This window comes from Pseudomonas sp. TE21435, assembly GCF_056279265.1.
Genome location: NZ_JBWBQZ010000001.1, coordinates 3079195 through 3101516, shown reverse-complemented (window position 1 = coordinate 3101516; position 22322 = coordinate 3079195). Strand labels below are relative to the sequence as shown.

Here is a 22322-nt window from a genome sequence, read left to right as displayed (position 1 = left end):
CCGACTCTCAGGACCCATCGAAGACGTGAACAACAATAATCCCCTTCTCCAGCTGCGCCGCCTGGCGCTGGCCCTGGCGGTCAGCGCCGCCGCCGGCAACAGCTACGCCGATACCATCCAGATCCAGGCCCAGCCATTGGCGGGCGCACTCAAGCAGTTGGGCCAGCAGACCAACCTGCAACTGTTCTTCAGCCCCGAGCTGGTGGACGGCAAGCAGGCCCCGGCGGTGTCCGGCAACCTGGCGCCGGAGCAGGCCCTGCAGCAACTGCTGCAAGGTAGCGGGCTGACCTTCGAGCAGTCCGCGGACACCGTGGTGGTCAAGCCGGCCCAGGCCGCCGGTACCCTGACCACCGGCAGCCTGGAGCTGGCGCCCACCGATATCAAGGTGGTCGGGGACTGGCTGGGCGACGCCGACCAGAGCGTGGTGCAGAACCACCCGGGCGCGCGCACCGTGGTACGCCGTGAAGCGATGGTGGAGAAGGGCACGATGAACGTGCGTGACGCCCTGCGCGGTATCCCGGGCGTGCAGGTGCAGGATTCCAACGGCACCGGTGGCAGCGACCTGTCGCTGAACGTCGGCGTGCGTGGCCTGACGTCGCGCCTGTCACCGCGCTCGACCGTGCTGATCGATGGCATCCCGGCGGCCTTCGCCCCCTACGGCCAGCCACAGCTGTCGATGGCGCCGATCTCCTCGGGCAACCTCGACAGCATCGATGTGGTCCGCGGTGCAGGCTCGGTCCGCTATGGCCCGCAGAACGTCGGTGGGGTAATCAACTTCGTCACCCGGGCGATACCCGAGAAGGCCAGCGGCGAGCTGTCGACCACCCTCGAGACCTCGCGCGATGGCGGCTGGAAGCACACCGAGTCGGCCTTCGTCGGCGGCACTGCCGACAACGGCATGGGCGTGGCGTTGCTGTATACCGGCGTGAATGGCGATGGCTATCGCGAAAGCAACAACGACAACGATATCGACGATGTGATGCTCAAGACCCACTGGGCACCGACCGATGTCGACGAGTTCTGGCTCAATTTCCACTACTACGACGGCCGCGCCGACATGCCCGGCGGCCTGACCCAGGCCCAGTACGATCACAACCCGTACCAGTCGGTGCGCGACTACGACTACTTCAGCGGCCGGCGCAAGGACGTGTCGCTCAAGTGGCAGCGGCAAATCGACGACGCCACCCAGTTCGAGGTGCTGACTTACTACACCGACAGCTTCCGTGGCAGCGCCATCGCCGCCCGCGACCAGAAGACCCTGTCGTCGTACCCGCGCAACTATCACACCTTCGCCATCGAGCCACGTCTGTCGCGGATCTTCTTCGTCGGCCCGACCACCCAGGAAGTCAGCGTCGGCTATCGCTATCTGAAGGAAGCGATGCGCGAGCAGTCCACCCGCCTGGCGCTGGTCGACAACGTGCCGACCGTGACCCCGACCTCCGACGGCCATGTGTTCCAGGACCGCAGTGGTGGCACCGAGGCCAGCGCCTACTACATCGACGACAAGATCGACGTCGGCAACTGGACCATCACCCCGGGCATCCGCTTCGAGCACATCAACACCGACTGGCGCGACCGTCCGGTGATGGACGCCAACTATCGCCCAGTGCCGGAGAAGAACCGCAGCATCACCAGCAACGAACCGCTGCCAGCGCTGAGCGTGATGTACCACCTGTCCGATGCGTGGAAGCTGTTCGCCAACTACGAGACCTCGTTCGGCAGCCTGCAGTACTTCCAGCTGGGCCAGGGCGGCGTCGGCGACAGCACGGCAAACGGCCTGGAGCCGGAGAAGGCCAAGACCTACGAAATTGGTACGCGCTATGACAACGGCAACTGGGCCGGTGAGCTGACAGCCTTCTACATCGACTTCGATGATGAGCTGCAGTACATCAGCAACGATGTCGGCTGGACCAACCTGGGGGCGACCAAGCACCAGGGCATCGAGGCCTCGGCGCGCTACGACCTGTCCGGCCTGGACCCACGCCTGCAGGGGCTGTCGGTGAATGCTGGCTACACCTACACCCGTGCCACCTACGAGGGCGAGATCCCTGGTTTCAAGGGGCGTGACCTGCCGTTCTATTCGCGCCAGGTGGCCACCGCCGGCGTGCGCTACGAGGTCAACCGCTGGACCTGGAACCTGGATGCCTACGCCCAGTCGAAGCAGCGCGCGCCGGGTACCGGGATGAACGCCGATGGCAGCTTCAACGGCAACTACATCACCCAGCCGAGCGCCGACGGGCAGTATGGCGACATTCCGGGCTACGTCACCTGGCATGCCCGGGGTGGCTATGCGTTCGGGCCGCAGCTGTCGAACCTGAAGCTGGCCGCCGGGGTGAAGAACCTGTTCGACAAGCAGTATTTCACCCGCTCAAGCGACAACAACGCGGGAATCTATGTGGGTGAGCCGCGCACGTTCTATGTGCAGGCCAGTGTAGGGTTCTGATAGCGCGTCGCCTTTATCGCGGATGAATCCGCTCCTACCTGTAGGAGCGGATTCATCCGCGATGAGGCCGGCTCAGGAAATCACTGCCTGCGCCGGCGACACGATCGAGGTCTTCGCCCCGCGCGAGCGCCCAGAACTCAGGTACGCCGCAATCGACTCCTGTGTCACCTCTCCCAGGAACACCTGTTCGGCATCCAGCACCGGCAACCACGCCCGATTGAACTCGTACATGCGCGACAGCAGGATGCGCAGGTGCTCATCGTGCGCCGCCGTGGCATTGAACGGACGCAGGAAATCCGCGCACGTCCCCTGCTGGCGGTGCATGTCGCGGCGGCGCACATAGCCCAGCGCGCGATTCTGCGCATCGGTCACCACCACATAACGGCGGTCATGCTCGTCCAGCAGTTCCAGCGCATCGCTCACCGGTGTTTCCGGACTCACCGATGGCGCGTTGTCCGCGGCATCCTCGGCACGCACCAGCAGCAGGCGCTTGAGCGTGCTGTCCTGACCGACGAAGTTGCTGACGAAATCGTCTACCGGGTGTGCCAGCAGGGTGTCCGGGTGATCCAGCTGCAGCAGCTTGCCGGCGCGGAAGATGGCGATCTTGTCGCCCAGCTTGATGGCCTCGTCGATGTCATGGCTGACCATGATCACCGTCTTGTTCAGGGCCCGCTGCATCTCGAAGAACTCGTTCTGGATCATCTCGCGGTTGATCGGGTCGACCGCGCCGAACGGCTCGTCCATCAGCAGCACCGGGGCCTCGGCGGCCAGGGCGCGGATCACGCCGATGCGTTGCTGCTGGCCACCGGACAGTTCACGCGGGTAGCGCTGCAGGTACTGCTTGGGCTCGAGCTTGATCATGCTCATCAGCTCGCGGGCGCGATCGTGGCAGCGCTGCTTGTCCCAGCCGAGCAAGCGCGGGACCACGGTGATGTTCTCCTCGATGGTCATGTTGGGGAACAGGCCGATCTGCTGGATCACGTAGCCGATGTGCCGGCGCAGGGTCACCTCGTCCAGGCCGGTGGTGTCCTCGCCATTGATGAAGACTTGCCCTGAGGTCGGTGTGATCAGGCGGTTGATCATCTTCAGCGTGGTGCTCTTGCCGCAGCCGGAGGGGCCGAGGAACACGCAGATTTCGCCTTCGTTGACGGTGAGGCTTACCGCGTCTACGGCTTTGACGTCCTTGCCGTTGACGTTGAAGGTCTTGCTGAGGTTCTTCAGTTCGATCATGAGCGCAGTCCTTCTGGAGTCAGGGCACGTTGCAGGGCTTGCAGGAGCAGGTCGGCGATGATCGCCAGCAGGCTGACCAGCACGGCGCCGACCAGCAGCATCGACATGTCGCTGCGGCTGATGGAGGTAAGAATGAGCACGCCCAGGCCGCCAGCGCCGATGGTCGCGGCGATGGTCATCACGCCGATGTTCATCACCACGGCGGTGCGCACGCCGGCGAGGATCACCGGCACGGCGATGGGCAACTCGACCATGCGCAGGCGCTGGCCGAAGGTCATGCCGATGCCGCGTGCGGCTTCACGGATACCGGGCTCGACGTTGGTCAGGGCCAGGTAGGTGTTGCGCAGGATCGGCAGCAGTGAATAAAGGAACACTGCAGTGATCGCCGGCAGTGGCCCCAGGCCCTGGCCGAACTTCGAGTAGAACGGCAGCAGCAAGCCGAACAGGGCGATCGAGGGGATGGTCAGCAGCACGGTGGCGCTGGCCTGCAGCGGGCCGGCGAACACCGGGAAGCGGGTCATCAGGATGCCCAGCGGCACGCCGACAAGGATCGCCAGGCCCACCGCGATGCCGACCAGCATGATGTGCTGCCAGGTCAGTTGCAGGACCTGTGCCCAGTCGAGGTGGACGAAGGTGTCGAGCAGGTTCATGGCTGTACCTCGCTGAGTGGGTGCTCACGCAGGAACGCGGCGGCCACCACCGTCGGGCTCTGGTGCTCGACATCGACCTTGGCGTTGAGCTGGCGCATGGTCTCGTCGTCCAGCTGTTCGGCCAGCGGCTTGAGCAGGGTGGCCAGCTGAGGATGGGCGTCGAGCACGGCCTGGCGCAGCACCGGGGCGGCGGTGTAGTCGGGGAAATAGTGCTTGTCGTCTTCCAGCAGCTTGAGGTCGAACGCGTTCAGGCGCCCGTCGGTGGTGTAGACCAGGCCGGCGAACACCTGGTTGTTGCGCATGGCGGTGTACACCAGGCCACCGTCCATCTGGCGGATGTTGCGCCGGTCCAGCGGCAGCTCGTACAGCTCGCGCAGGCCGACCAGGCCATCCGGGCGGTTGGCGAACTCGGTGTCCAGCGCCACCAGGTGGTGGCGGTCGGCTTCGTCATGCAGCACCTGGTTGAGGTCGCTGATCGAGTTGATCTGCGGGTAGGCCGCGGCGACTGCCTTTGGCAGGCCCAGGGCGTAGGTGTTGCTGAACTTCGACGGAGTCAGCCAGACCAGGCCCTTTTTCGCGTCGAGCTCTTTCACTCGCGCATAGGTGGTTGCGGCGTCGGGCATGCGCTCGTCGATATGGTTGTACGAGACCAGCGATACGCCGGTGTATTCCCACATCAGGTCGAGCTGGCCGGTTTCCTGGGCCTGGCGGGCGATGTTGCTGCCCAGGCCGGTGGTCACCCGCACCTCGAAGCCGTTGGCGCGCAGGTGCTGGGCGGTGATCTCGGCGAGCACGGTCTGTTCGGTGAACACCCGGGCGCCGATGCGGATCTGTGGTTTTTCCGCGGCCTGGGCAACGCCTGCGCAAAGCAGGGCCGCGCCCAGGAACAAGGCGATTGTCTTCTTCATGCTTTGCCTCTTCTTATTGGGCCAGGCCACGTTCCAGCCAGCGCTTGCTGGAGAAACTCACCAACGCATCGAGCGCCAGGGCCAGCAACGCCGTACAGGCGGCGCCGAGCAGCAGCTGCGGCTGGTTGTTCAGGGCGATGCCGGGGAAGATCAGGCTGCCCAGGCTGTTGGCGCCGATCAGGAACGCCAGGGGCGCGGTGCCCACGTTCAGTGCCAGGGCCACGCGCACGCCGCCGACGATGATCGGCACGGCGTTTGGCAGCTCTACCTGCCAGAGTTGCTGGCGCGGGGTCATGCCGATGCCGGTGGCGGCTTCCTTGAGCGAGGCGGGGACGTTTTTCAGGCCCTCGTAGGTGTTGCGCACGATGGGCAGGAGGGAGGCGAGGAACAGTGCGAAGATCGCAGGACCTGCGCCGATGCCCAGGATACTCAGGGCGATGGCCAGAACGGCCAGGGGAGGAATGGTGTTGCCAACGTTGAACAACTGCATGAAGCGCTCGGCCTTGTCGACCCGGTGCGGTCGACTCAAGGCAATGCCGGCGGGGATGCCCACGGCCAGCGCCGCCGCCATCGAAGCCAGCACCAGGACCAGGTGCGCTTGCAGGTAGAACCCAAGATCGTCGCGGTAGCGGGCGATCGTGTCGATGCCGATCCAGTGGATCAGCAGGGCCAGGATGACGAGCACGGCGGCCCATCCCAACAGCCCTTTTCCGTAGCGTGCAGCCACAGGCGGACTCCTTTTTTATAGTCGGCGATCACACCCCCGTGCGGCCGGCCATTCCTGGCGGCGGGCAGCGTGGTCGCGAGTAGCAGCCCGATGCGCGGCATCAGGCCATGAGCCGAACCCCGTCGGGCTCGTGAAGCAGTGAAACCAGCCCTGAAGCGAAGCGGCTTGCAGGGGAGTGGACGTCTCCGTGGACGTAAAGGTTCCCATCTGGGGCGGCATTTGGCCAGTGTTAATCACTGGGGTGTAGGAAATTTCGCGCGATAAAACAGCGTAAATATTACGTGGAGGCGTTGAAATTCCTGCTATTGAGGCGTTTGTCGGCACGATCAAGATCGCGCAGGGAAATTCGTTCAAAGAGGAGAAAATCGTGAAGACACTCGAAGAAGTCATGGCCAGTCTGTCGCCGGAACGCAGAGCGAAAGCGGAAGCGCGAGGCCGCGAGCTGATACAGGAGGGGATTTTGAGTAATCAAATCGTGATTTCAGCTTCGACACGCTCGCAAGTGTGTGATGGCCGCAAGGTGCATTTTTGATATTGAGTACGGACGGCCAGGTGTAGGGCGAGAAATTAGCGGTGTTCTCAAGATCGAGCGCCGCGCGGGCGGCGCTCGATCTCAAAGGCGCCACAAGATTTCCGCCATGCACCAGCAGATTTTGGCCCCTGCCCCGACTTCAGGTATGATATCGCCCCTTTTTGAATCCCCAGTCAGGCGATTTCCCATGACCAACCAGGCCGCCGAAGTCGCGAAGCGCCGCACTTTCGCAATCATTTCCCACCCCGACGCCGGTAAGACCACCATCACCGAGAAGCTCCTGCTGATGGGCAAGGCCATTGCCGTCGCCGGTACCGTGAAGTCGCGCAAGTCCGACCGCCACGCCACCTCCGACTGGATGGAAATGGAGAAGCAGCGCGGCATCTCCATCACTACCTCGGTGATGCAGTTCCCCTACCGCGAGCATATGATCAATCTGCTCGACACCCCCGGCCACGAAGATTTCTCGGAAGACACCTATCGCACCCTGACCGCGGTGGACTCGGCGCTGATGGTGCTCGATGGCGGTAAAGGCGTCGAGCCGCGCACCATTGCCCTGATGGACGTGTGCCGCCTGCGCGATACGCCGATCGTCAGCTTCATCAACAAACTCGACCGGGACATCCGCGACCCGATCGAACTGCTCGACGAAATCGAGGCGGTGCTGAAGATCAAGGCCGCGCCGATCACCTGGCCGATCGGTTGCTACCGTGATTTCAAGGGTGTGTATCACCTGGCCGGCGACTACATCATCGTCTACACGCCGGGGCATGGCCACGAGCGCACCGAAGCGAAGATCATCGAGAAGCTCGACTCCGATGAAGCCCGCGCCCACCTGGGTGATGAATACGACCGTTTCCTCGAACAACTCGAGCTGGTGCAGGGCGCCTGCCACGAGTTCGACCAGGACGCGTTCATCAATGGCCAGCTGACCCCGGTGTTCTTCGGTACCGCATTGGGCAACTTCGGTGTCGACCATGTGCTCGACGCGGTTGTCGACTGGGCGCCGCGCCCACTGGCCCGTGTCGCCCACGAGCGCACCGTGGAACCGGTGGAAGAGAAATTCACCGGCTTCGTGTTCAAGATCCAGGCGAACATGGACCCGAAACACCGTGACCGTATCGCCTTCATGCGTATCTGCTCGGGCAAGTACGAGAAGGGCATGAAGATGCGCCACGTGCGCACTGGCAAGGACGTGCGCATCGGTGATGCCCTGACCTTCTTCTCCTCCGAGCGCGAGCAGCTGGAGGAGGCCTATGCCGGCGACATCATCGGCCTGCACAACCACGGCACCATCCAGATCGGCGACACCTTCACCGAAGGCGAGGCGCTGGGCTTCACCGGTATTCCGCACTTCGCCCCGGAGCTGTTCCGCCGCGTGCGCCTGAAGGACCCGCTGAAATCCAAGCAGCTGCGCCAGGGCCTGCAGCAGCTGGCCGAAGAGGGCGCGACCCAGGTGTTCTTCCCCGAGCGCAGCAACGACATCATCCTCGGCGCGGTCGGTGTGCTGCAGTTCGACGTGGTCGCCAGCCGCCTGAAGGAAGAGTACAAGGTCGAGTGCGCCTATGAGCCGATCACCGTCTGGTCGGCGCGCTGGATCAGCTGCGACGACAAGAAGAAGCTCGAGGAATTCCAGAACAAGGCGGTGGAGAACCTGGCCATCGACGGCGGTGGTCACCTGACCTACCTGGCCCCGACCCGGGTCAACCTGGCGCTGATGGAAGAGCGCTGGCCGGATGTGAAATTCCGCGCGACTCGCGAGCACCACTAAGAGCAGCTGCAAGCTGCGAGCTTCAAGAAGAGGCGGGCCTGGAAAGGCCCGCCTTTTTCTTGTCGCTTGCAGCTTCAAGCGTGTAACTGACGAATGTCAGTTGCCGGCTTTTATGCTGGTCCAGATCCGCGTTCTGATGCGGTCGATCTTCGCCGGCATCGCTTCCAGCGCATACAACTTGCCCATCACGTCGTCACTCGGGTAGATCATCGTGTTGCCCTTCAGCGCCGGGTCCACCAGCGCATCCGCCTGCTGGTTGCCATTGGCGTACTGCACGAAGTTGCTGATGTTGGCCATCACCTCCGGCTGCAACAGGTAGTTCATGTACGCATATCCGGCTTTCTCGTCAGGCGCATCGGCCGGCATGGCCACCATGTCGAACCACATCGGCGCGCCTTCCTTCGGGATCGAGTAGCCCACCTTCACCCCGTTCTTCGCCTCCTCGGCACGGTTCTTCGCCTGCAGCACGTCGCCCGAGAAACCCACCACCAGGCACACGTCGCCATTGGCCAGGTCGCCGGTGTACTTCGAGGAGTGGAAGTAGCTGATGTACGGGCGCACCTTCATCAGCAACGCCTTGGCCTTGTCGTAGTCCGCCGTGTTCTGGCTATGGTGCGGCAGGCCCAGGTAGTGCAGGGCGATCGGCAGCAGCTCGGGGCCGTTGTCCAGCACCGCCACGCCGCAACTCTTGAGCTTGGCGAGGTATTCGGGCTTGAAGAACAGGTCCCACGAATCGATGGGCGCATTGTCGCCGAGCACCGCCTTGACCTTGTCGATGTTGTAGCCGATGCCGGTGCTGCCCCACAGGTACGGGAAGCCGTACTGGTTGCCCGGGTCGTTGACCTCCAGGGCCTTGAGCAACACCGGGTTGAGGTTCTTCCAGTTGGGCAACTGCGACTTGTCCAGCTGCTTCAGGGCTTTGCCCTGGATCTGCCGGGCCATGAAGTGGTTGGAGGGGAACACCACATCGTAGCCGGAGTTGCCGGTCATCAGCTTGCCGTCGAGGGTCTCGTTGCTGTCGAACACGTCGTAGGTGGGATTGATGCCGGTGGTTTGCTGGAAGTGCTTCAGCGTGTCCGGGGCGATGTAGCTCGACCAGTTGTAGATCTTCACCGAGTCGGCGGCACTGGCAACGCTGGTGGCCAGCATCAGAGGAGCGAGAAGGAGGGTGCGCATGTCGGGGTTACCTTGCTTTGTCTGTTGTTATCGAAGGCAGGCGATCAGCGGATCAGAAAATGAGGACGTAGGTCTTGCGCACGGTCTCCTGGATATCCCAGGTGCCGAGGCTGTTGGCCGGTAGCATCAGTGCGTCTCCGGCTTCTATGACCAGGGGCTCGCCGCCGTCGGGAGTGAAGGTGCAGCGGCCCTTGATGAAATGGCAGAACTCCTGCTGCACGATCTGCCGCCGCCAGCGCCCCGGGGTGCATTCCCAGATGCCGGTCTCGACGCCGTCGCTGCGCTCGACGCAGGTGACCGAGGTGACTGCGACCGGCTCGCCAAGGGGCACGGCGACCGGAGTGCTGCTGTCCAGGATGACGCTGTCGGTGTGTTTGAACTGGGTGATGCTCATGACCGGTGGATCCTGTGTGGTGGTGAGGGGAAGTCAGTGCATGAAGCCTTCCATGAAATCGGCCAACCCACTGGCCAGGCGCCGCCGCCAGGAGGCGCTGGTCGGGTTGGCGAGGGTCCGGTCCTCGTGGACGAAACTCTGGATGATCGCGTTGTAGCCCAGCCAGCGGCACGGCTCGGGCGGCCAGCTGGCCAAGCTCGACAGCGAGCGGTTGTCGTGCACCCAGGGCTGCGCGGTCAGTTCGTTGTGCTGGCCGAGGATCAGCGCGGCCAGGGTACGTCCACCGAGGTTGGTGGCGCCGACGCCTTCGCCGCCATAACCGCCGGCCAGGGCGATACCGCGCTGGCGGTCGCAGAGCATGTGCGGGCGGAAGCGCCGGGCCATGCCGAGGTTGCCACCCCAGGAGTGGGTGATGCGTACGTGCTTGAGCTGTGGGAACAGTTCGCCGAACAGGTAGCGGCGCAGCTCCACCTCGTCGGTGGTCAGGGTGAAGTCCTCGCGCAGGCGGCCACCGAAGCGGTAGCCGCCGCGGGCACCGAACACCAGGCGGTTGTCGGCGCTGCGCTGGCCATAGGTGACCTGGCGGCTGTTTTCGCTGAAGGCCTGGCCCTGGCTCAGGCCGATCTGCTCCCATGTCGACTCCGGCAGCGGCTCGGTGGCCACCAGCAGGCTCTGTACCGGCAGCTGGTGCCGCCCGAGCGGTGGCAGGCTGGCGGCGTAGCCTTCCACGGCCGGCACCACCCAGTGGCTGCGGATACGTGCCAACGGGGTGCGCACTTCGCCGGTCTGCCAGTCAATGGCTGGCGTGTTCTCGTAGATCGGCACGCCCATGGCCTCGACCGTCCGTGCCAGGCCACGCACCAGTCTGGCCGGTTGAATCGTGGCGACGTGCGGGCTGTAGAGGGCGCCGTAGGGGTTGCTTACCTTCAGCTGGGCATCCAGTTGTTCGGGGCGCAGCCAGCGGTAATCGTCTTCATTCATGCCCTGGCGGTAGAGGTCGTCGAGCCAGGCGCGCAGGCTGCGTTCCTGTTCCGGGTAGCGGGCGGCGCAGTAGAGCACTCCGCCTTTGCGGTAGTCGCAGGCGATGCCTTCGCGCAGGAGCACGTCGTGGACTTCGTCGGGGATGCCGTGCAGCAGGTCGATGCTTTCACGCCGTTGCTGCGGCGAGAGCGTGGCCAGCAGGCGGTCCTCGCCCAGCAGGTTGCCCATCAGCCAGCCGCCATTGCGTCCGGAGGCGCCGAAGCCGGCGATGTTGGCCTCGATCACCGCGATGTTCAGCTGCGGCGCCTGGCGCTTGAGGTAGTAGGCCGTCCACAGCCCCGTATAGCCGGCACCGATGATGCACACGTCGAGGTCCAGGTCCTGGCGCAGGGCCGGGCGCGCGCACAACGGCTCGTCGAGCTGGTCCATCCACAGGCTGATCGTGCGCAAAGGTTGCATCGGGTCGTGCTCCACATCCACTGAGGGTCTGTGGCGATCCTAGTGAAGCGTGGCGTGGGCTGTCTTACGTGCGTGCACGCAGGGAAATTTGCTTGAGGTAAGCCTTGGGCGACAGGCCGGTATGCTCGCGAAAGCACTTGTAGAACGCCGACAGCGAATTGAAGCCGGCGTTGAACGCCAGTTCATCGACGGGCGCCGCGACGCAGCTATTGTCCAGGCTGCTCATCAGGTGTTGCAGGCGTGCCTGGTTGACGTAGCGGTAGAAGCTTTGGCCAAGCACCTGGTTAAGCAGGTAGGAAATCTGGTTGCGGCTGTAGCCGCTTTCGTCGGCGACCCGTTGCAGGTCCAGCTCGGGGTCCAGGTACGGGCGCTGGGCCTGGAAATAATGCTCCAGGTCCTGGGCCATGGTCGATAGCTGGCGGGGAGACAGGCCGAGCCGACTGGTGGCTGGGCGCGGCCCGCTGGAGCGCAGGCCCTTTCCGTTGCCATGGACCAGCGTGGCGTACTCGTTGACCCGCCAGATCAGTCCGTCCAGCACGGTGATCGCCTCGCTGGACTGGAACGCCACCAGCCCGTCGCCACCCTGCACCGTGACCTGGTACTGGATGAACGCGGTGCAGCCATCGACGCGGATGCGGTCGCTGTGGACGATGTCCTCGCCGGCTTCATGGGGCAAGCTTGCGCGCACGTAGTCGCGCAGCTCGTCGAAACCGAGCACGCGGTTCTGGAAGAAGTCGTGGTACTGGATATCCGGGTGGTACAGGGCCATCACCCCGTCCAGGTCGCGATGCTTCCAGCACAGGTGGTAGCGCATGACGGTGGCGGCGGTGAGCGGGGTTTGCCCGGGGCCGTCGGGGACGGTGGCGATAGACATGCCGTGGATGGTGCCTCGTCATGTCCCGGTCTGACAAGAACCAGCCCGTGCGCACAGGCCGCATCCCGGGTTGCAGAAGGCCCTGCCGTTTCCGCACCGATCTGGCATTTTGCATGATGCTCAGACGTTGCCTACAAGCCAACCGCCTGATTTATAAGGAAGTCATGTTTTGACACAAAGTGGCACAGCCCCTGCACGGCCTTACCTGAGAACGGACCTCCCCCTCAGATAAAGGCGTCGAATCATGATCACACCTGCCGACTACCCCACCAACGACCCCAATCGCTCCGGAGTTTCCTGGGCCGCGATCTTCGCAGGCGCAGCAGCGGCGGCGGCCTTGTCCCTGATCCTGGTGGTACTGGGGACAGGGTTGGGCCTGGCCGCTACCTCGCCTTGGGCCGACGAAGGCGCCAGCGCCAAGGCGCTTGGGATTTCGACCATCATCTGGCTACTGATCACACAGATACTGGCCTCGGGCCTGGGTGGTTACATCGCCGGTCGCCTGCGGGTGAAATGGGCCAACCTGCACGGTGACGAAGTGTATTTCCGGGACACTGCCCATGGCTTCCTGGCCTGGGCGGTTGCCACGCTAGTGGCCGCCATGCTGGTGCTGGGTACCGCTGGCAACTTGCTGGGTGCCGGCGCCACCGCTGCGTCCGGGGTGGCTACCACCGCGGCTGCTGGTGTGGCTGGCAGCGATAGCCAGGGCAAGAACCCGATGGGCTACTTCGTCGATAGCCTGTTCCGCGGTCAAGGCCCGGTGGCAGTAAGTGACGATGCGGCAAATGGTGTGGCAGCCCGCATTCTGACCCGCTCGCTGGCCCAGGGCGGCGCGCTCTCGCCGGAGGACCGGACCTACCTGGCCCAGGTAGTGGCCCAGCGCACTCGCCTGACACAGCCCGAGGCCGAAGCACGCGTTGATCAGGTCTATGCACAACTGCAGCAGGCCAAGGTCGAGGCCAAGCAAGCCGCGGACGCTGCGACCAAGGCCGCCGCCTGGACGGCGTTGTGGACTTTCGTCGCCCTGCTTTGCGGCGCCTTCTTCGCCAGCCTGGCGGCACTGTTCGGCGGCCGGCAGCGTGATCGGGTGCAGTGGCTCGAAGCCAGTCCGGCGGACTACAACCCGCGCCACGCCTCTGCACCGATCCGATAACCCGCACAGGAACAAGGAGAATTGTCATGCGCTCATTATTGCTGTGGATGCTCGGGGTCCCTATTCCGGTGATCATCCTGATTGCATTGTTCATGCACTGAGAAATGAAAACGCCGCCCGAAAGGGCGGCGTTTTCATTGGCGCATACAGCTACAGGAACTGCTCGGCGTAGTGGCACGCCACCTGCCGCGTACTCACTTGGCGCAACGCCGGTACTTCCTTGGCGCATCGCTCGGTCGCGTACGGGCAACGTTTGTGGAACGCGCAACCGTCCGGCGGATTCAACGGGTTGGGCAACTCACCGGCAATGCGGATCTTCGGCTTCAGCGGGTCCGGGTGGATCGCCGGGGTGGCCGATAGCAGCGCCTGGGTATACGGGTGCAGCGGCTTGTCGTAGATGTCCTGCTTGGGCCCCATTTCCGCCGGCCGGCCGAGGTACATCACCAGCACCTGGTCCGCCACATGGCGCACTACCGCCAGGTTGTGGGAGATGAACACGTAGGCGGTGTTGAATTCCTTCTGCAGGTCCATGAACAGGTTCAGCACCTGGGCCTGGATCGACACGTCCAGCGCAGAGGTGGGTTCGTCGGCCACCAGTACCTTGGGTTGCAGCATCATCGCCCGGGCCAGGGCGATACGCTGGCGCTGGCCGCCGGAGAACATGTGCGGATAACGCTGGTAGTGCTCGGGGCGCAGGCCCACCTGCTCCATCATCTTCTGCACTTTCTCGCGGCGTTCGGTCTTGCTCAGCGAGGTGTTGATCAACAGCGGTTCGGCGAGCTGGTCGCCGATCTTCTGCCGCGGGTTGAGCGAGGCGTAGGGGCTCTGGAACACCATCTGCACGTCACGGCGCAGCTGTTTGCGCTGGTCCTTGCTGGCGCCCTTGACCTCGTGGCCGGCGATTTGCAGCGAACCTGAGGACGGCTCCTCGATCAGGGTCAGGGCACGCGCCAGGGTCGACTTGCCGCAGCCGGATTCACCGACCACGGCCAGCGTCTTGCCGGCCTCCAGTTCGAATGACACGCCGTTGAGCGCCCGCACCAGCGCATGGCCCTTGAACAGGCCGCGGGAGACTTCGTAGTGGCGGGTCAGCTCACGAGCGGAAAGTACGACGGCCATCACGCCACCTCCTGGTTCAGCGGATAGAAGCAACGCACCAGGCTGTGGGCCTGGGGATCAAGGGCCGGGCGCTGCCGGCGGCAGTTTTCCTGCACATAGGGGCAGCGTGGCGACAGCAGGCAACCCTGCGGGCGGTCATAGCGCCCCGGGACGATGCCGGGCAGGGTGGCCAGGCGTTCGGCGCCGATGCTGTGCTCGGGAATGGCCGCCAGCAGCGCTTCGCTGTACGGGTGGGCGGGGATGTCGAACAGCTCCGGCACCTGGCCGACTTCGACTGCTTGCCCTGCGTACATCACGCACACGCGCTTGGCGGTTTCGGCGACCACGGCCAGGTCGTGGGTGATGAGAATGAGCGCCATGTTGCGCTCTTTCTGCAGGTTGACCAGCAGTTCCATGATCTGCGCCTGGATGGTCACGTCCAGCGCGGTGGTCGGTTCGTCGGCGATCAGCAGTTTTGGCTCGCCGGCGATGGCCATGGCGATGGCCACGCGCTGGCTCATGCCGCCGGACAGCTGGTGCGGGTAGGCGTCGAGGCGGCTTTCGGCGGCCGGGATCTCGACCTTCTTCAGCAGCTCCAGCGCGCGCTGACGCGCTGCCTTGCCCTTGAGGCCCAGGTGCTGGCGCAGCACTTCCTCGATCTGGTAGCCCACGGTATAGCTGGGGTTGAGCGCGGTCATCGGGTCCTGGAAGACCATGGCGATGTCCTTGCCCACCACCTTGCGGCGCTGGCGGCCGCTGAGCTTGAGCATGTTGGTGCCGGCGAAGTCGAGTACGTCCGCGGTGATGCGCCCGGGGGCTTCGATCAGCCCCATCAGGGCCATCATGGTCACCGACTTGCCCGAGCCCGACTCGCCGACGATGGCGAGGATCTCGCCGGCATCCACGCTCAGGTCGAGGCCGTCCACCACGGGCACGGCATTGGCGTCGCCGAAGCGCACGTTCAGGTTGTTGATCTGCAACAGTGACATGGCGATCTCCTCAGGCGGCGTTCTTGAGTTTCGGGTCCAGCGCGTCGCGCAGGCCGTCGCCCATCAGGTTGATTGCCAGCACACTGAGCAAAATGGTCAGGCCGGGCAGGCTCACCACCCACCAGGCGCGTTCGATGTAGTCGCGGGCCGAGGCCAGCATGGTGCCCCACTCGGGGGTTGGCGGCTGCACGCCGAGGCCGAGGAAGCCCAGGGCCGCAGCGTCGAGGATCGCCGAGGAGAAGCTCAGGGTGGCCTGCACGATCAGCGGCGCCATGCAGTTGGGCAGCACGGTGACGAACATTAGCCGCGGCAGCCCGGCACCGGCCAGGCGCGCGGCGGTGACGTAGTCGCGGTTCAGTTCGCCCATCACCGCGGCGCGGGTCAGGCGCACGTAGGACGGCAGCGAGACGATGGCGATGGCGATCACGGTGTTGATCAGGCCTGGGCCGAGGATGGCGACGATGGCCACGGCCAGCAGCAGCGAGGGCAGCGCCAGCATCACGTCCATCAGGCGCATGATCGAGGGGCCGAGGATCTGCGGGAAGAAACCGGCCAGCAGGCCCAGCAGGATGCCCGGGATCAGCGACATCACCACCGACGACAGGCCGATCAACAGCGACAGCCGGGCGCCCTGGATCAGCCGCGAGAGCAGGTCGCGGCCCAGTTCGTCGGTACCGAGGATGAACTGCCAGGTACCGCCTTCGAGCCATACCGGCGGTGTGAGCAGGAAGTCGCGGTATTGCTCGCTGGGATTGTGCGGCGCCACCCAGGGGGCGAACAGGGCGCAGAACACCACCAGGCACATGAACGCCAGGCCGGCCACCGCGCCCTTGTTGCGCGAGAAGGCCTGCCAGAATTCTTTGTACGGCGAGGGGTAGAGCAAGCTTTGGTCGACCACGCTGGGCGGGGTGACGGATTTTGGAATCGGGCTGGTCATGGCGTAGTCCTCAGCGCTGATGACGGATGCGTGGGTTGGCCAGGCCGTAGAGGATATCCACGACGAAGTTGACCAGGATCACCAGGCAGGCGATCAACAGGATGCCGTTCTGGACCACGGGGTAGTCACGGGCACCGATGGCCTCGATCAGCCATTTGCCGATGCCCGGCCAGGAGAAGATGGTTTCGGTGAGCACGGCGCCGGCCAGCAGCGTGCCGACCTGCAGGCCGAACACGGTCAGCACCGGGATCAGCGCGTTGCGCAGGCCGTGGATGAACACCACCCGTGACGGCGACAGGCCCTTGGCGCGGGCGGTACGGATGTAGTCCTCGCGCAGCACTTCGAGCATCGACGAGCGGGTCATGCGGGCGATCACCGCCAGCGGAATGGTGCCCAGCACGATGGCCGGCAGGATCAGGTGCATCACCGCATCCTTGAACGCGCCTTCCTCGTCGCTGAGCAGGGTGTCGATGAGCATGAAGCCGGTTTTCGGCTCGATGTCATAGAGTAGGTCGATGCGCCCGGAGACTGGCGTCCAGCCCAGGCTCACCGAGAAGAACATGATCAGGATCAGGCCCCACCAGAAGATCGGCATCGAGTAGCCGGCCAGGGAGATGCCCATTACCCCGTGGTCGAACAGCGAGCCGCGCTTGAGCGCGGCGATCACCCCGGCCAGCAGGCCGATGACCCCGGCGAAGAGCAGGGCGGCCATGGCCAGCTCCAGGGTGGCCGGGAACAGGGTGAGGAATTCGTTCCATACGCTTTCACGGGTGCGCAGGGATTCGCCCAGATCGCCCTGGGCGAGCTTGCCGACATAGTCCAGGTACTGGGCCGGCAGCGGCTTGTTCAGGCCCAGGCGTTCCATGGCCTGGGCATGCATTTCGGGGTCGACCCGGCGTTCGCCCATCATCACTTCGACGGGGTCGCCGGGGATCAGGCGTATGAGCGCGAAGGTCAGCAGGGTGATACCGAAGAAGGTCGGAATCAGCAGACCCAGGCGTCGGGCAATAAAACTCAACATTGTCAGGGGTACCTCATCAGCCGGAAACGGCGCGCCGCCGGGGCCTCTTGCACAAGGTCCGGCGGCTGTTGTTGTTCTACTTCACCTTGGTGGTGGCGAAGTTGTTGTTGGTCAGTGGGTTGATCACATAGCCTTCGACGTTCTCGCGCATGGCGGTGAACATTTTCGGGTGGGCCATGCTGATCCACGGCTGGTCTTCATCGTACACCGCCAAGGCCTCGTTATAGAGCCTGGCGCGTTCATCGTTGTCGATCACTTCGCGGGCGCGGGTGATCAGGTCCTGGAATTTCTGGTTGCACCAGCGCGCATAGTTCTCGCCGCTTTTCACCGCGTCGCAGCTGAGCATCGGCGTGAGGAAGTTGTCCGGGTCGCCGTTGTCGCCGGCCCAGCCCGCCGACACCAGGTCGGCCTCGCCCTTCTTGGCGCGACGCAGCATCTCGGCCCACTCCATCACACGGATGTCGAGCTTGATGCCGATCTTGGCCAGGTCCGACTGCAGCATTTCGGCGGACAGGCGCGGGTTGGGGTTGGTCGGGCCACCGCCGTTGCGGGTGAACAGAGTGATCACCGTGCCCTCCGGCACACCGGCTTCCTTGAGCAGGGCGCGGGCCTTGTCGAGGTCGTGGGGCGGGTTCTTGTTGTCGGTGTTGTAGCCGATCATGGTCGGCGGATACGGGTTGACCCCAACCAGGGCGTTGCCCTTGCCGAACAGCTGGTCGACGTGGGTCTGGCGGTCGAAGGCCATGTCGATCGCCTTGCGCACGCGCACATCGCTCAGGTACTTGTGCTGGGTGTTCATCGAGATGTAGCCGGTAACCAGCGCCTCGATCTCGGCGACCTTGAGTTTCGGGTCGGTCTTGATCCCCGGCACGTCGTCAGGCTTGGGATACAAGGCGATCTGGCATTCGTTGGCGCGCAGTTTCTGCAGGCGCACGTTGCTGTCGGTGGCGATGGCGAAGATCAGCGCGTCGGCGGGCGGCTTGCCACGGAAGTAGTCCGGGTTGGCCTTGTAGCGGACGTTGGCGTCCTTGTTGTAGCGCTGGAACACGAACGGGCCGGTGCCGACCGGCTTGCTGTTGAGGTCGCCGGTCTTGCCGGCCTTGAGCAGCTGGTCGCCGTACTCGGCGGAGTAGATCGAGGTGAAGGCCATGGCCAGGTCGCGCAGGAAAGGCGCTTCCGGGCGGGTCAGGGTGATCACCACGGTGTGATCGTCGGTCTTCTCGACCGACTTGAGCAGGTCCTTGAAGGCCATGCTCTCGAAGTAGGGGTAGCCGACGCTGGTCTTGTCGTGCCACGGATGGTCTTTCTTCAGCTGACGGTTCAGGCTCCACAGCACGTCATCGGCATTGAAGTCGCGGGTGGGCTTGAAGTAGTCGGTGGTGTGGAACTTGACGCCTTCGCGCAGGTGGAAGGTGTAGACCAGGCCGTCGGGGCTGACGTCCCAACTGGTGGCCAGGGCCGGCTGGATCTCGGTGGTGCCGGGCTTGAAGTCGACCAGGCGGTTGAAGATGGCCTCGGCCGTGGCGTCGGCGGTGACGGCGGTGGTGTACTGGACGATGTCGAAGCCTTCCGGGCTGGCTTCGGTGCACACCACCAGCGGCTTGGCCGCCAGATTCGATGCGGCGCCCAGGATGACGGCTGCCAGGGCAGCGCGTAGCGGTAGCGATTTCATGGAACCTCCCTGCAGTGCTAGTTCCAGCGTAGCCGCCACGGCCCGTGGGGAGGCGGGCCGTGGCGCCAACGGTCAGAGGATGTTGAACGGAATGGTGGTGACGACACGGAACTCGTCGAGACTGCCGTCGCTCTGCGCCTTGCTGGCACGGTGGGCGGTATAGGTGGCGCGGATGGTGGTGTCCTTCAGCATGCCGCTCTGCACCGCGTAGCTGGTGCCGATGCCCCACTCGTAGTGGTTCTCGCCGTCCTGGCCCCGGACGTCATAGGCGGTGCCCTTGTAGTGGGTACCGTCGATATCCCAGCCGCGGGCGTTGTAGACGTTGAACTTCAGGCCTGGCACGCCATAGGGCGCCATGTTCAGCACATAGCTGATCTGCAGCGATTTCTCGTTCGGGCCGTTGAAGTCCGACAGCAGGGAGTTGGCCAGGTAGATGCCGTTGGTCTCATGCAGATAGTCGAAGTACTCGTTGCCGTTGACCTGCTGCCAGGAGGCGGTGAGGGTGTGGGCCTGGTGGGTCAGGCCGAACGACAGGCTGTAGGTGTCGTTGTCGATCTCGCCCATCTTCTTGCTGCCTTCGTCCACGGTCTTGTAGTAGTTCAGACCGGTGGTCAGGCTCAGCACCGCGCTGTCGCCCAGCACGTGGTTGGCGCCGAAGTAGTACTGGTTCCAGAAGTCGTCGACCTTGGTCGCGTAGAGGCTGGTGGTCAGGCTCTTGAGCGGCTGGTAGTTGATGCCGACGGTGCTGGCTCGGTCGGTCTCGACCCCGGCGGCGCCGTACTCGCTGCGGAACTTGCTCAGGCTCTGCTCGGTACGTGGCGAAACGCGGTCGAAGGTACCCACGTCGAACGACAGGTTCTCGAACTCGGCGCTGTGCAGGAACGCGCCCTGGAAGCTCGATGGCAAGGCACGGTTACCGATGTAGGCGATCATCGGCGTGTCGACCGACTGGCGACCGACGGTCAGCGTGGTGTTGGAGATGCGCGCCTTGACGTTGCCCAGGCCCATCTTGCTCCACTGGCCGATCGGGTCGCCGTCGCTGTGGGTCAGGGTACGGTTGTTCGGGCCGGCCACGGCGGCGCGGCCCTGCTCGAGGGCGATGGCATTGTAGGCGGCGGCCTCCACCGCAAAGCCGACGGTACCTTCGGTGAAGCCCGAGCTGTAGTTGAGGATGGTGCCCTGCAGCCAGTTGTCGCGGCTGTGGGTGTCGTGGCGGGTGCCGTCGCCCTTGGTGTACTTCCACAGCGGCGCGCGGGTGGCGCGTTCGCGGGCATACCAGTTGCGGGTGCTGCCGGACAGGCTCTGGCCATCGATGAAGCCTTTGGCTTCGGCCTGTTCGCTGCTGGACTTGAGCGCGAACGGCACGAAGTCCTGGCTCACGGGTTCGGCCTGGGCGAGGGCGCAGAAGGCGCCGACGGACAAGGCCAGTGCGGTGGTTGTGGTACGAATCAACATGAAAGCTCCCTGATATTTTTCTAGTTATCACCCGACCTTGTGGGCCGGGCTTGTCACGGTGACGCGGTACTGCAGTGTCTGCCTGGGGGTTGCCAGGCAAATCCGGGCTGCACGCTGGCGCGGGAGTGGGTCGCACTCCCGTCCGGGCGTTGCAGGGTCAATCGATGCTGACGCCGGAGAAAACGTTGCGTCCGAAGGGGCTGACCTTGAAGTCTTTCACGCTGATGCTCAGCGGCTGGTTGACCGTGGAGTGCGCGACCGGGGTGATCGGCACCTGCTGCTTGAGACGTTGCTGGGCTTGTTCGTAGAGGCTGGTGCGCTGGTCGCGGTCGGTGACCTGCTTGGCTTTTTTCACCAGTGCGTCGTATTGCGAATCGCACCACAAGGAGTAGTTGTTGCTGCCGATGGCGTCGCAGCTGAACAGGGTGCCGAGCCAGTTGTCCGGATCACCGTTGTCGCCGGTCCAGCCGATCAGGGCGATGTCATGCTCACCGCTTTTCATGCGCTTGAGGTATTCGCCCCATTCGTAGCTGACGATGCGCACCTTGAAACCGAGCTTGCTCCAGTCGGCCTGGAGCATTTCGGCCATGAGCTTGGCGTTGGGGTTGTAGGGGCGCTGTACCGGCATGGCCCACAGGGTGATCTCGGTGTCTTCCTTGACCCCGGCCTGCTTGAGCAGCTGCTTGGCTTTTTCCGGGTCGAAGGGGGCGTCCTTGATCGATTTGTCGTAGGACCACTGGGTTGGCGGCATGGCGTTGACGGCGGTCTGACCGGCATCCTGGTAGACCGCCTGGATGATCGCCTGCTTGTTCACCGCCATGTCCATGGCCTGGCGCACTTCCAGCCGGTCGAAGGGTGGGTGTTGGGTGTTGTAGGCGATGTAGCCAAGGTTGAAACCGGGTTGCGTCATTACCTGCAGCTTGCCGTCTTCCTTGAGCGCGGGCAGGTCGGCCGGGCGTGGATGCAGGGTGATCTGGCATTCGTTGCGGCGCAGCTTCTGGATGCGCACCGACGGGTCGACGTTGATCGAGAACACCAGGTTGTCGATCTTCACCCGGTCAGGTGCCCAGTAGTCCTTGTTGCCCTTGAAGCGGATCTGCGAATCCTTCTGGTAGCGCTGGAACACGAAGGGGCCGGTGCCGATCGGCTTCTGGTTGATATCGCTGGCCTTGCCGCCGGCCAGCAGGTGGTCGGCGTACTCGGCGGAGAGAATCGAGGCGAAGGCCATGGCGATGTTCTGCAGGAACGCGGCGTCGACCTTGTTGAGGGTGAAGACCACGGTCAGCGGGTCGGTCTTCTCGACCTTGGCGATGTTCTTGTCCAACCCCATGCTGATGAAGTACGGGAATTCGGTGGGGTAGGCCTTGCGGAAGGGGTGGTCCTTGTCGAGCATGCGGTTGAAGGTGAACAGCACGTCGTCGGCATTGAAGTCGCGGCTGGGCTTGAAGTCCTTGTTGCCATGGAACTTCACCCCGGGTCGCAGGTGGAAGGTGTACTTCAGGCCGTCCTCGGACACCTGCCAGTCGGTGGCCAGGCCCGGTTGCACGGCGGTGCCGCCACGCTCGAACTCGACCAGGCGGTTGTAAATCGGTTCGGCGGCGTCGTTGTCGGTGGCCGCGGTGTACTGGGCGGTGTCGAAGCCCGCCGGGCTGCCTTCGGAGCAGAACACCAGGTTGTTGGCGAGGCTCGCGGGAGCCTGGCTCAGCAGGCCGAGGGCAAGCAGGGTGGAGCTCAGTGTGGTGAGGCGCATGGCAGGTCCTTTGTCCGTGTTTTCAGGCAGCGGCAGGCAAAACGCGGCTGCTGCATCCCGGTCCTGACGATAGATGCGCCAGAATGCGGGAACCAGGGTTCG

At 64.2% G+C, this 22322-nt stretch carries 19 protein-coding genes; 4 read left to right on the top strand and 15 right to left on the bottom strand.

Annotated elements, in window-relative coordinates; all coding sequences use genetic code 11:
- The first annotated feature begins 25 nt into the window (after positions 1-25).
- On the top strand, positions 26-2443 hold the full coding sequence (locus tag ACZ9C1_RS13935) for a TonB-dependent siderophore receptor (RefSeq protein ID WP_476254079.1): 2418 nt from the start codon (positions 26-28) through the stop codon (positions 2441-2443).
- A 72-nt stretch (positions 2444-2515) separates the two neighbouring features.
- On the opposite strand, the gene ACZ9C1_RS13930 is transcribed toward ACZ9C1_RS13935, so the two are convergent.
- From ACZ9C1_RS13930 to ACZ9C1_RS13915, 4 genes are read right to left on the bottom strand one after another with little or no spacing between them, the layout of a single operon-like run.
- Positions 2516-3673: an osmoprotectant ABC transporter ATP-binding protein OsmV gene (locus tag ACZ9C1_RS13930; RefSeq protein WP_102684927.1), complete on the bottom strand. Its 1158-nt coding sequence runs from the start codon at positions 3671-3673 to the stop codon at positions 2516-2518.
- A complete protein-coding gene (locus ACZ9C1_RS13925) occupies positions 3670-4323 on the bottom strand; it encodes an ABC transporter permease (RefSeq protein WP_102684926.1) in 654 nt (217 codons plus the stop codon). The genes ACZ9C1_RS13930 and ACZ9C1_RS13925 overlap by 4 nt, the downstream gene beginning before the upstream one ends.
- A complete protein-coding gene (locus ACZ9C1_RS13920; RefSeq protein WP_457378169.1) occupies positions 4320-5231 on the bottom strand; it encodes a glycine betaine ABC transporter substrate-binding protein in 912 nt (303 codons plus the stop codon). The genes ACZ9C1_RS13925 and ACZ9C1_RS13920 overlap by 4 nt, the downstream gene beginning before the upstream one ends.
- 13 nt (positions 5232-5244) lie before the next feature.
- Positions 5245-5958, bottom strand: coding sequence for an ABC transporter permease (locus tag ACZ9C1_RS13915; RefSeq protein WP_111532099.1), 714 nt, complete (start codon positions 5956-5958; stop codon positions 5245-5247).
- Between the two features lie 367 nt (positions 5959-6325).
- Here ACZ9C1_RS13915 and ACZ9C1_RS13910 point away from each other — a divergent pair, with 367 nt between their 5' ends.
- Entirely contained in the window at positions 6326-6490 is a 165-nt protein-coding gene (locus tag ACZ9C1_RS13910; RefSeq protein WP_430943807.1) for a hypothetical protein, read from the top strand.
- Between the two features lie 187 nt (positions 6491-6677).
- Positions 6678-8261 carry a peptide chain release factor 3 gene (locus ACZ9C1_RS13905; protein ID WP_023629783.1) on the top strand — a complete coding sequence of 528 codons (1584 nt, stop codon included), beginning with the start codon at positions 6678-6680 and terminating at the stop codon, positions 8259-8261.
- Between the two features lie 96 nt (positions 8262-8357).
- On the opposite strand, the gene ACZ9C1_RS13900 is transcribed toward ACZ9C1_RS13905, so the two are convergent.
- The 4 genes from ACZ9C1_RS13900 to ACZ9C1_RS13885 all read right to left on the bottom strand — a co-directional run bounded on the left by ACZ9C1_RS13900 (position 8358) and on the right by ACZ9C1_RS13885 (position 12145).
- On the bottom strand, positions 8358-9437 hold the full coding sequence (locus tag ACZ9C1_RS13900) for a polyamine ABC transporter substrate-binding protein (protein WP_198755464.1): 1080 nt from the start codon (positions 9435-9437) through the stop codon (positions 8358-8360).
- Positions 9438-9489: 52 nt separating this feature from the next.
- Positions 9490-9831 carry a cupin domain-containing protein gene (locus ACZ9C1_RS13895; RefSeq protein WP_102684919.1) on the bottom strand — a complete coding sequence of 114 codons (342 nt, stop codon included), beginning with the start codon at positions 9829-9831 and terminating at the stop codon, positions 9490-9492.
- A 33-nt stretch (positions 9832-9864) separates the two neighbouring features.
- On the bottom strand, positions 9865-11271 hold the full coding sequence (locus tag ACZ9C1_RS13890) for an NAD(P)/FAD-dependent oxidoreductase (RefSeq protein ID WP_476254078.1): 1407 nt from the start codon (positions 11269-11271) through the stop codon (positions 9865-9867).
- 64 nt (positions 11272-11335) lie between these two features.
- Positions 11336-12145: a helix-turn-helix domain-containing protein gene (locus ACZ9C1_RS13885; protein ID WP_139669012.1), complete on the bottom strand. Its 810-nt coding sequence runs from the start codon at positions 12143-12145 to the stop codon at positions 11336-11338.
- Positions 12146-12389: 244 nt separating this feature from the next.
- Here ACZ9C1_RS13885 and ACZ9C1_RS13880 point away from each other — a divergent pair, with 244 nt between their 5' ends.
- Positions 12390-13298 carry a hypothetical protein gene (locus tag ACZ9C1_RS13880; protein WP_139669015.1) on the top strand — a complete coding sequence of 303 codons (909 nt, stop codon included), beginning with the start codon at positions 12390-12392 and terminating at the stop codon, positions 13296-13298.
- 150 nt (positions 13299-13448) lie between these two features.
- Here the strand turns inward: ACZ9C1_RS13880 and ACZ9C1_RS13875 are convergent, their stop codons facing one another.
- From ACZ9C1_RS13875 to ACZ9C1_RS13845, 7 genes are all read right to left on the bottom strand, one after another.
- Positions 13449-14417 (bottom strand): peptide ABC transporter ATP-binding protein, encoded by a 969-nt coding sequence (locus ACZ9C1_RS13875; RefSeq protein ID WP_102684915.1) that lies wholly within the window; start codon positions 14415-14417, stop codon positions 13449-13451.
- On the bottom strand, positions 14417-15385 hold the full coding sequence (locus ACZ9C1_RS13870; RefSeq protein ID WP_046854275.1) for an ABC transporter ATP-binding protein: 969 nt from the start codon (positions 15383-15385) through the stop codon (positions 14417-14419). The genes ACZ9C1_RS13875 and ACZ9C1_RS13870 overlap by 1 nt, the downstream gene beginning before the upstream one ends.
- A 10-nt stretch (positions 15386-15395) precedes the next feature.
- The gene (locus ACZ9C1_RS13865) at positions 15396-16322 is read right to left on the bottom strand and encodes an ABC transporter permease subunit (RefSeq protein WP_046854276.1); all 927 of its coding nucleotides are present in this window, start codon (positions 16320-16322) and stop codon (positions 15396-15398) included.
- A 10-nt stretch (positions 16323-16332) separates the two neighbouring features.
- Complete coding sequence (locus tag ACZ9C1_RS13860; protein WP_028689623.1) at positions 16333-17343, bottom strand: ABC transporter permease subunit; 1011 nt, start codon at positions 17341-17343, stop codon at positions 16333-16335.
- 76 nt (positions 17344-17419) lie between these two features.
- Positions 17420-19015 (bottom strand): ABC transporter substrate-binding protein, encoded by a 1596-nt coding sequence (locus ACZ9C1_RS13855; protein WP_139669017.1) that lies wholly within the window; start codon positions 19013-19015, stop codon positions 17420-17422.
- Between the two features lie 72 nt (positions 19016-19087).
- On the bottom strand, positions 19088-20470 hold the full coding sequence (locus ACZ9C1_RS13850) for an OprD family porin (RefSeq protein WP_431196980.1): 1383 nt from the start codon (positions 20468-20470) through the stop codon (positions 19088-19090).
- A gap of 157 nt (positions 20471-20627) precedes the next feature.
- Positions 20628-22220, bottom strand: a complete 1593-nt coding sequence (locus ACZ9C1_RS13845; RefSeq protein WP_476254077.1) for an ABC transporter substrate-binding protein — start codon at positions 22218-22220, stop codon at positions 20628-20630.
- Between the last annotated feature and the right edge of the window lie 102 nt (positions 22221-22322).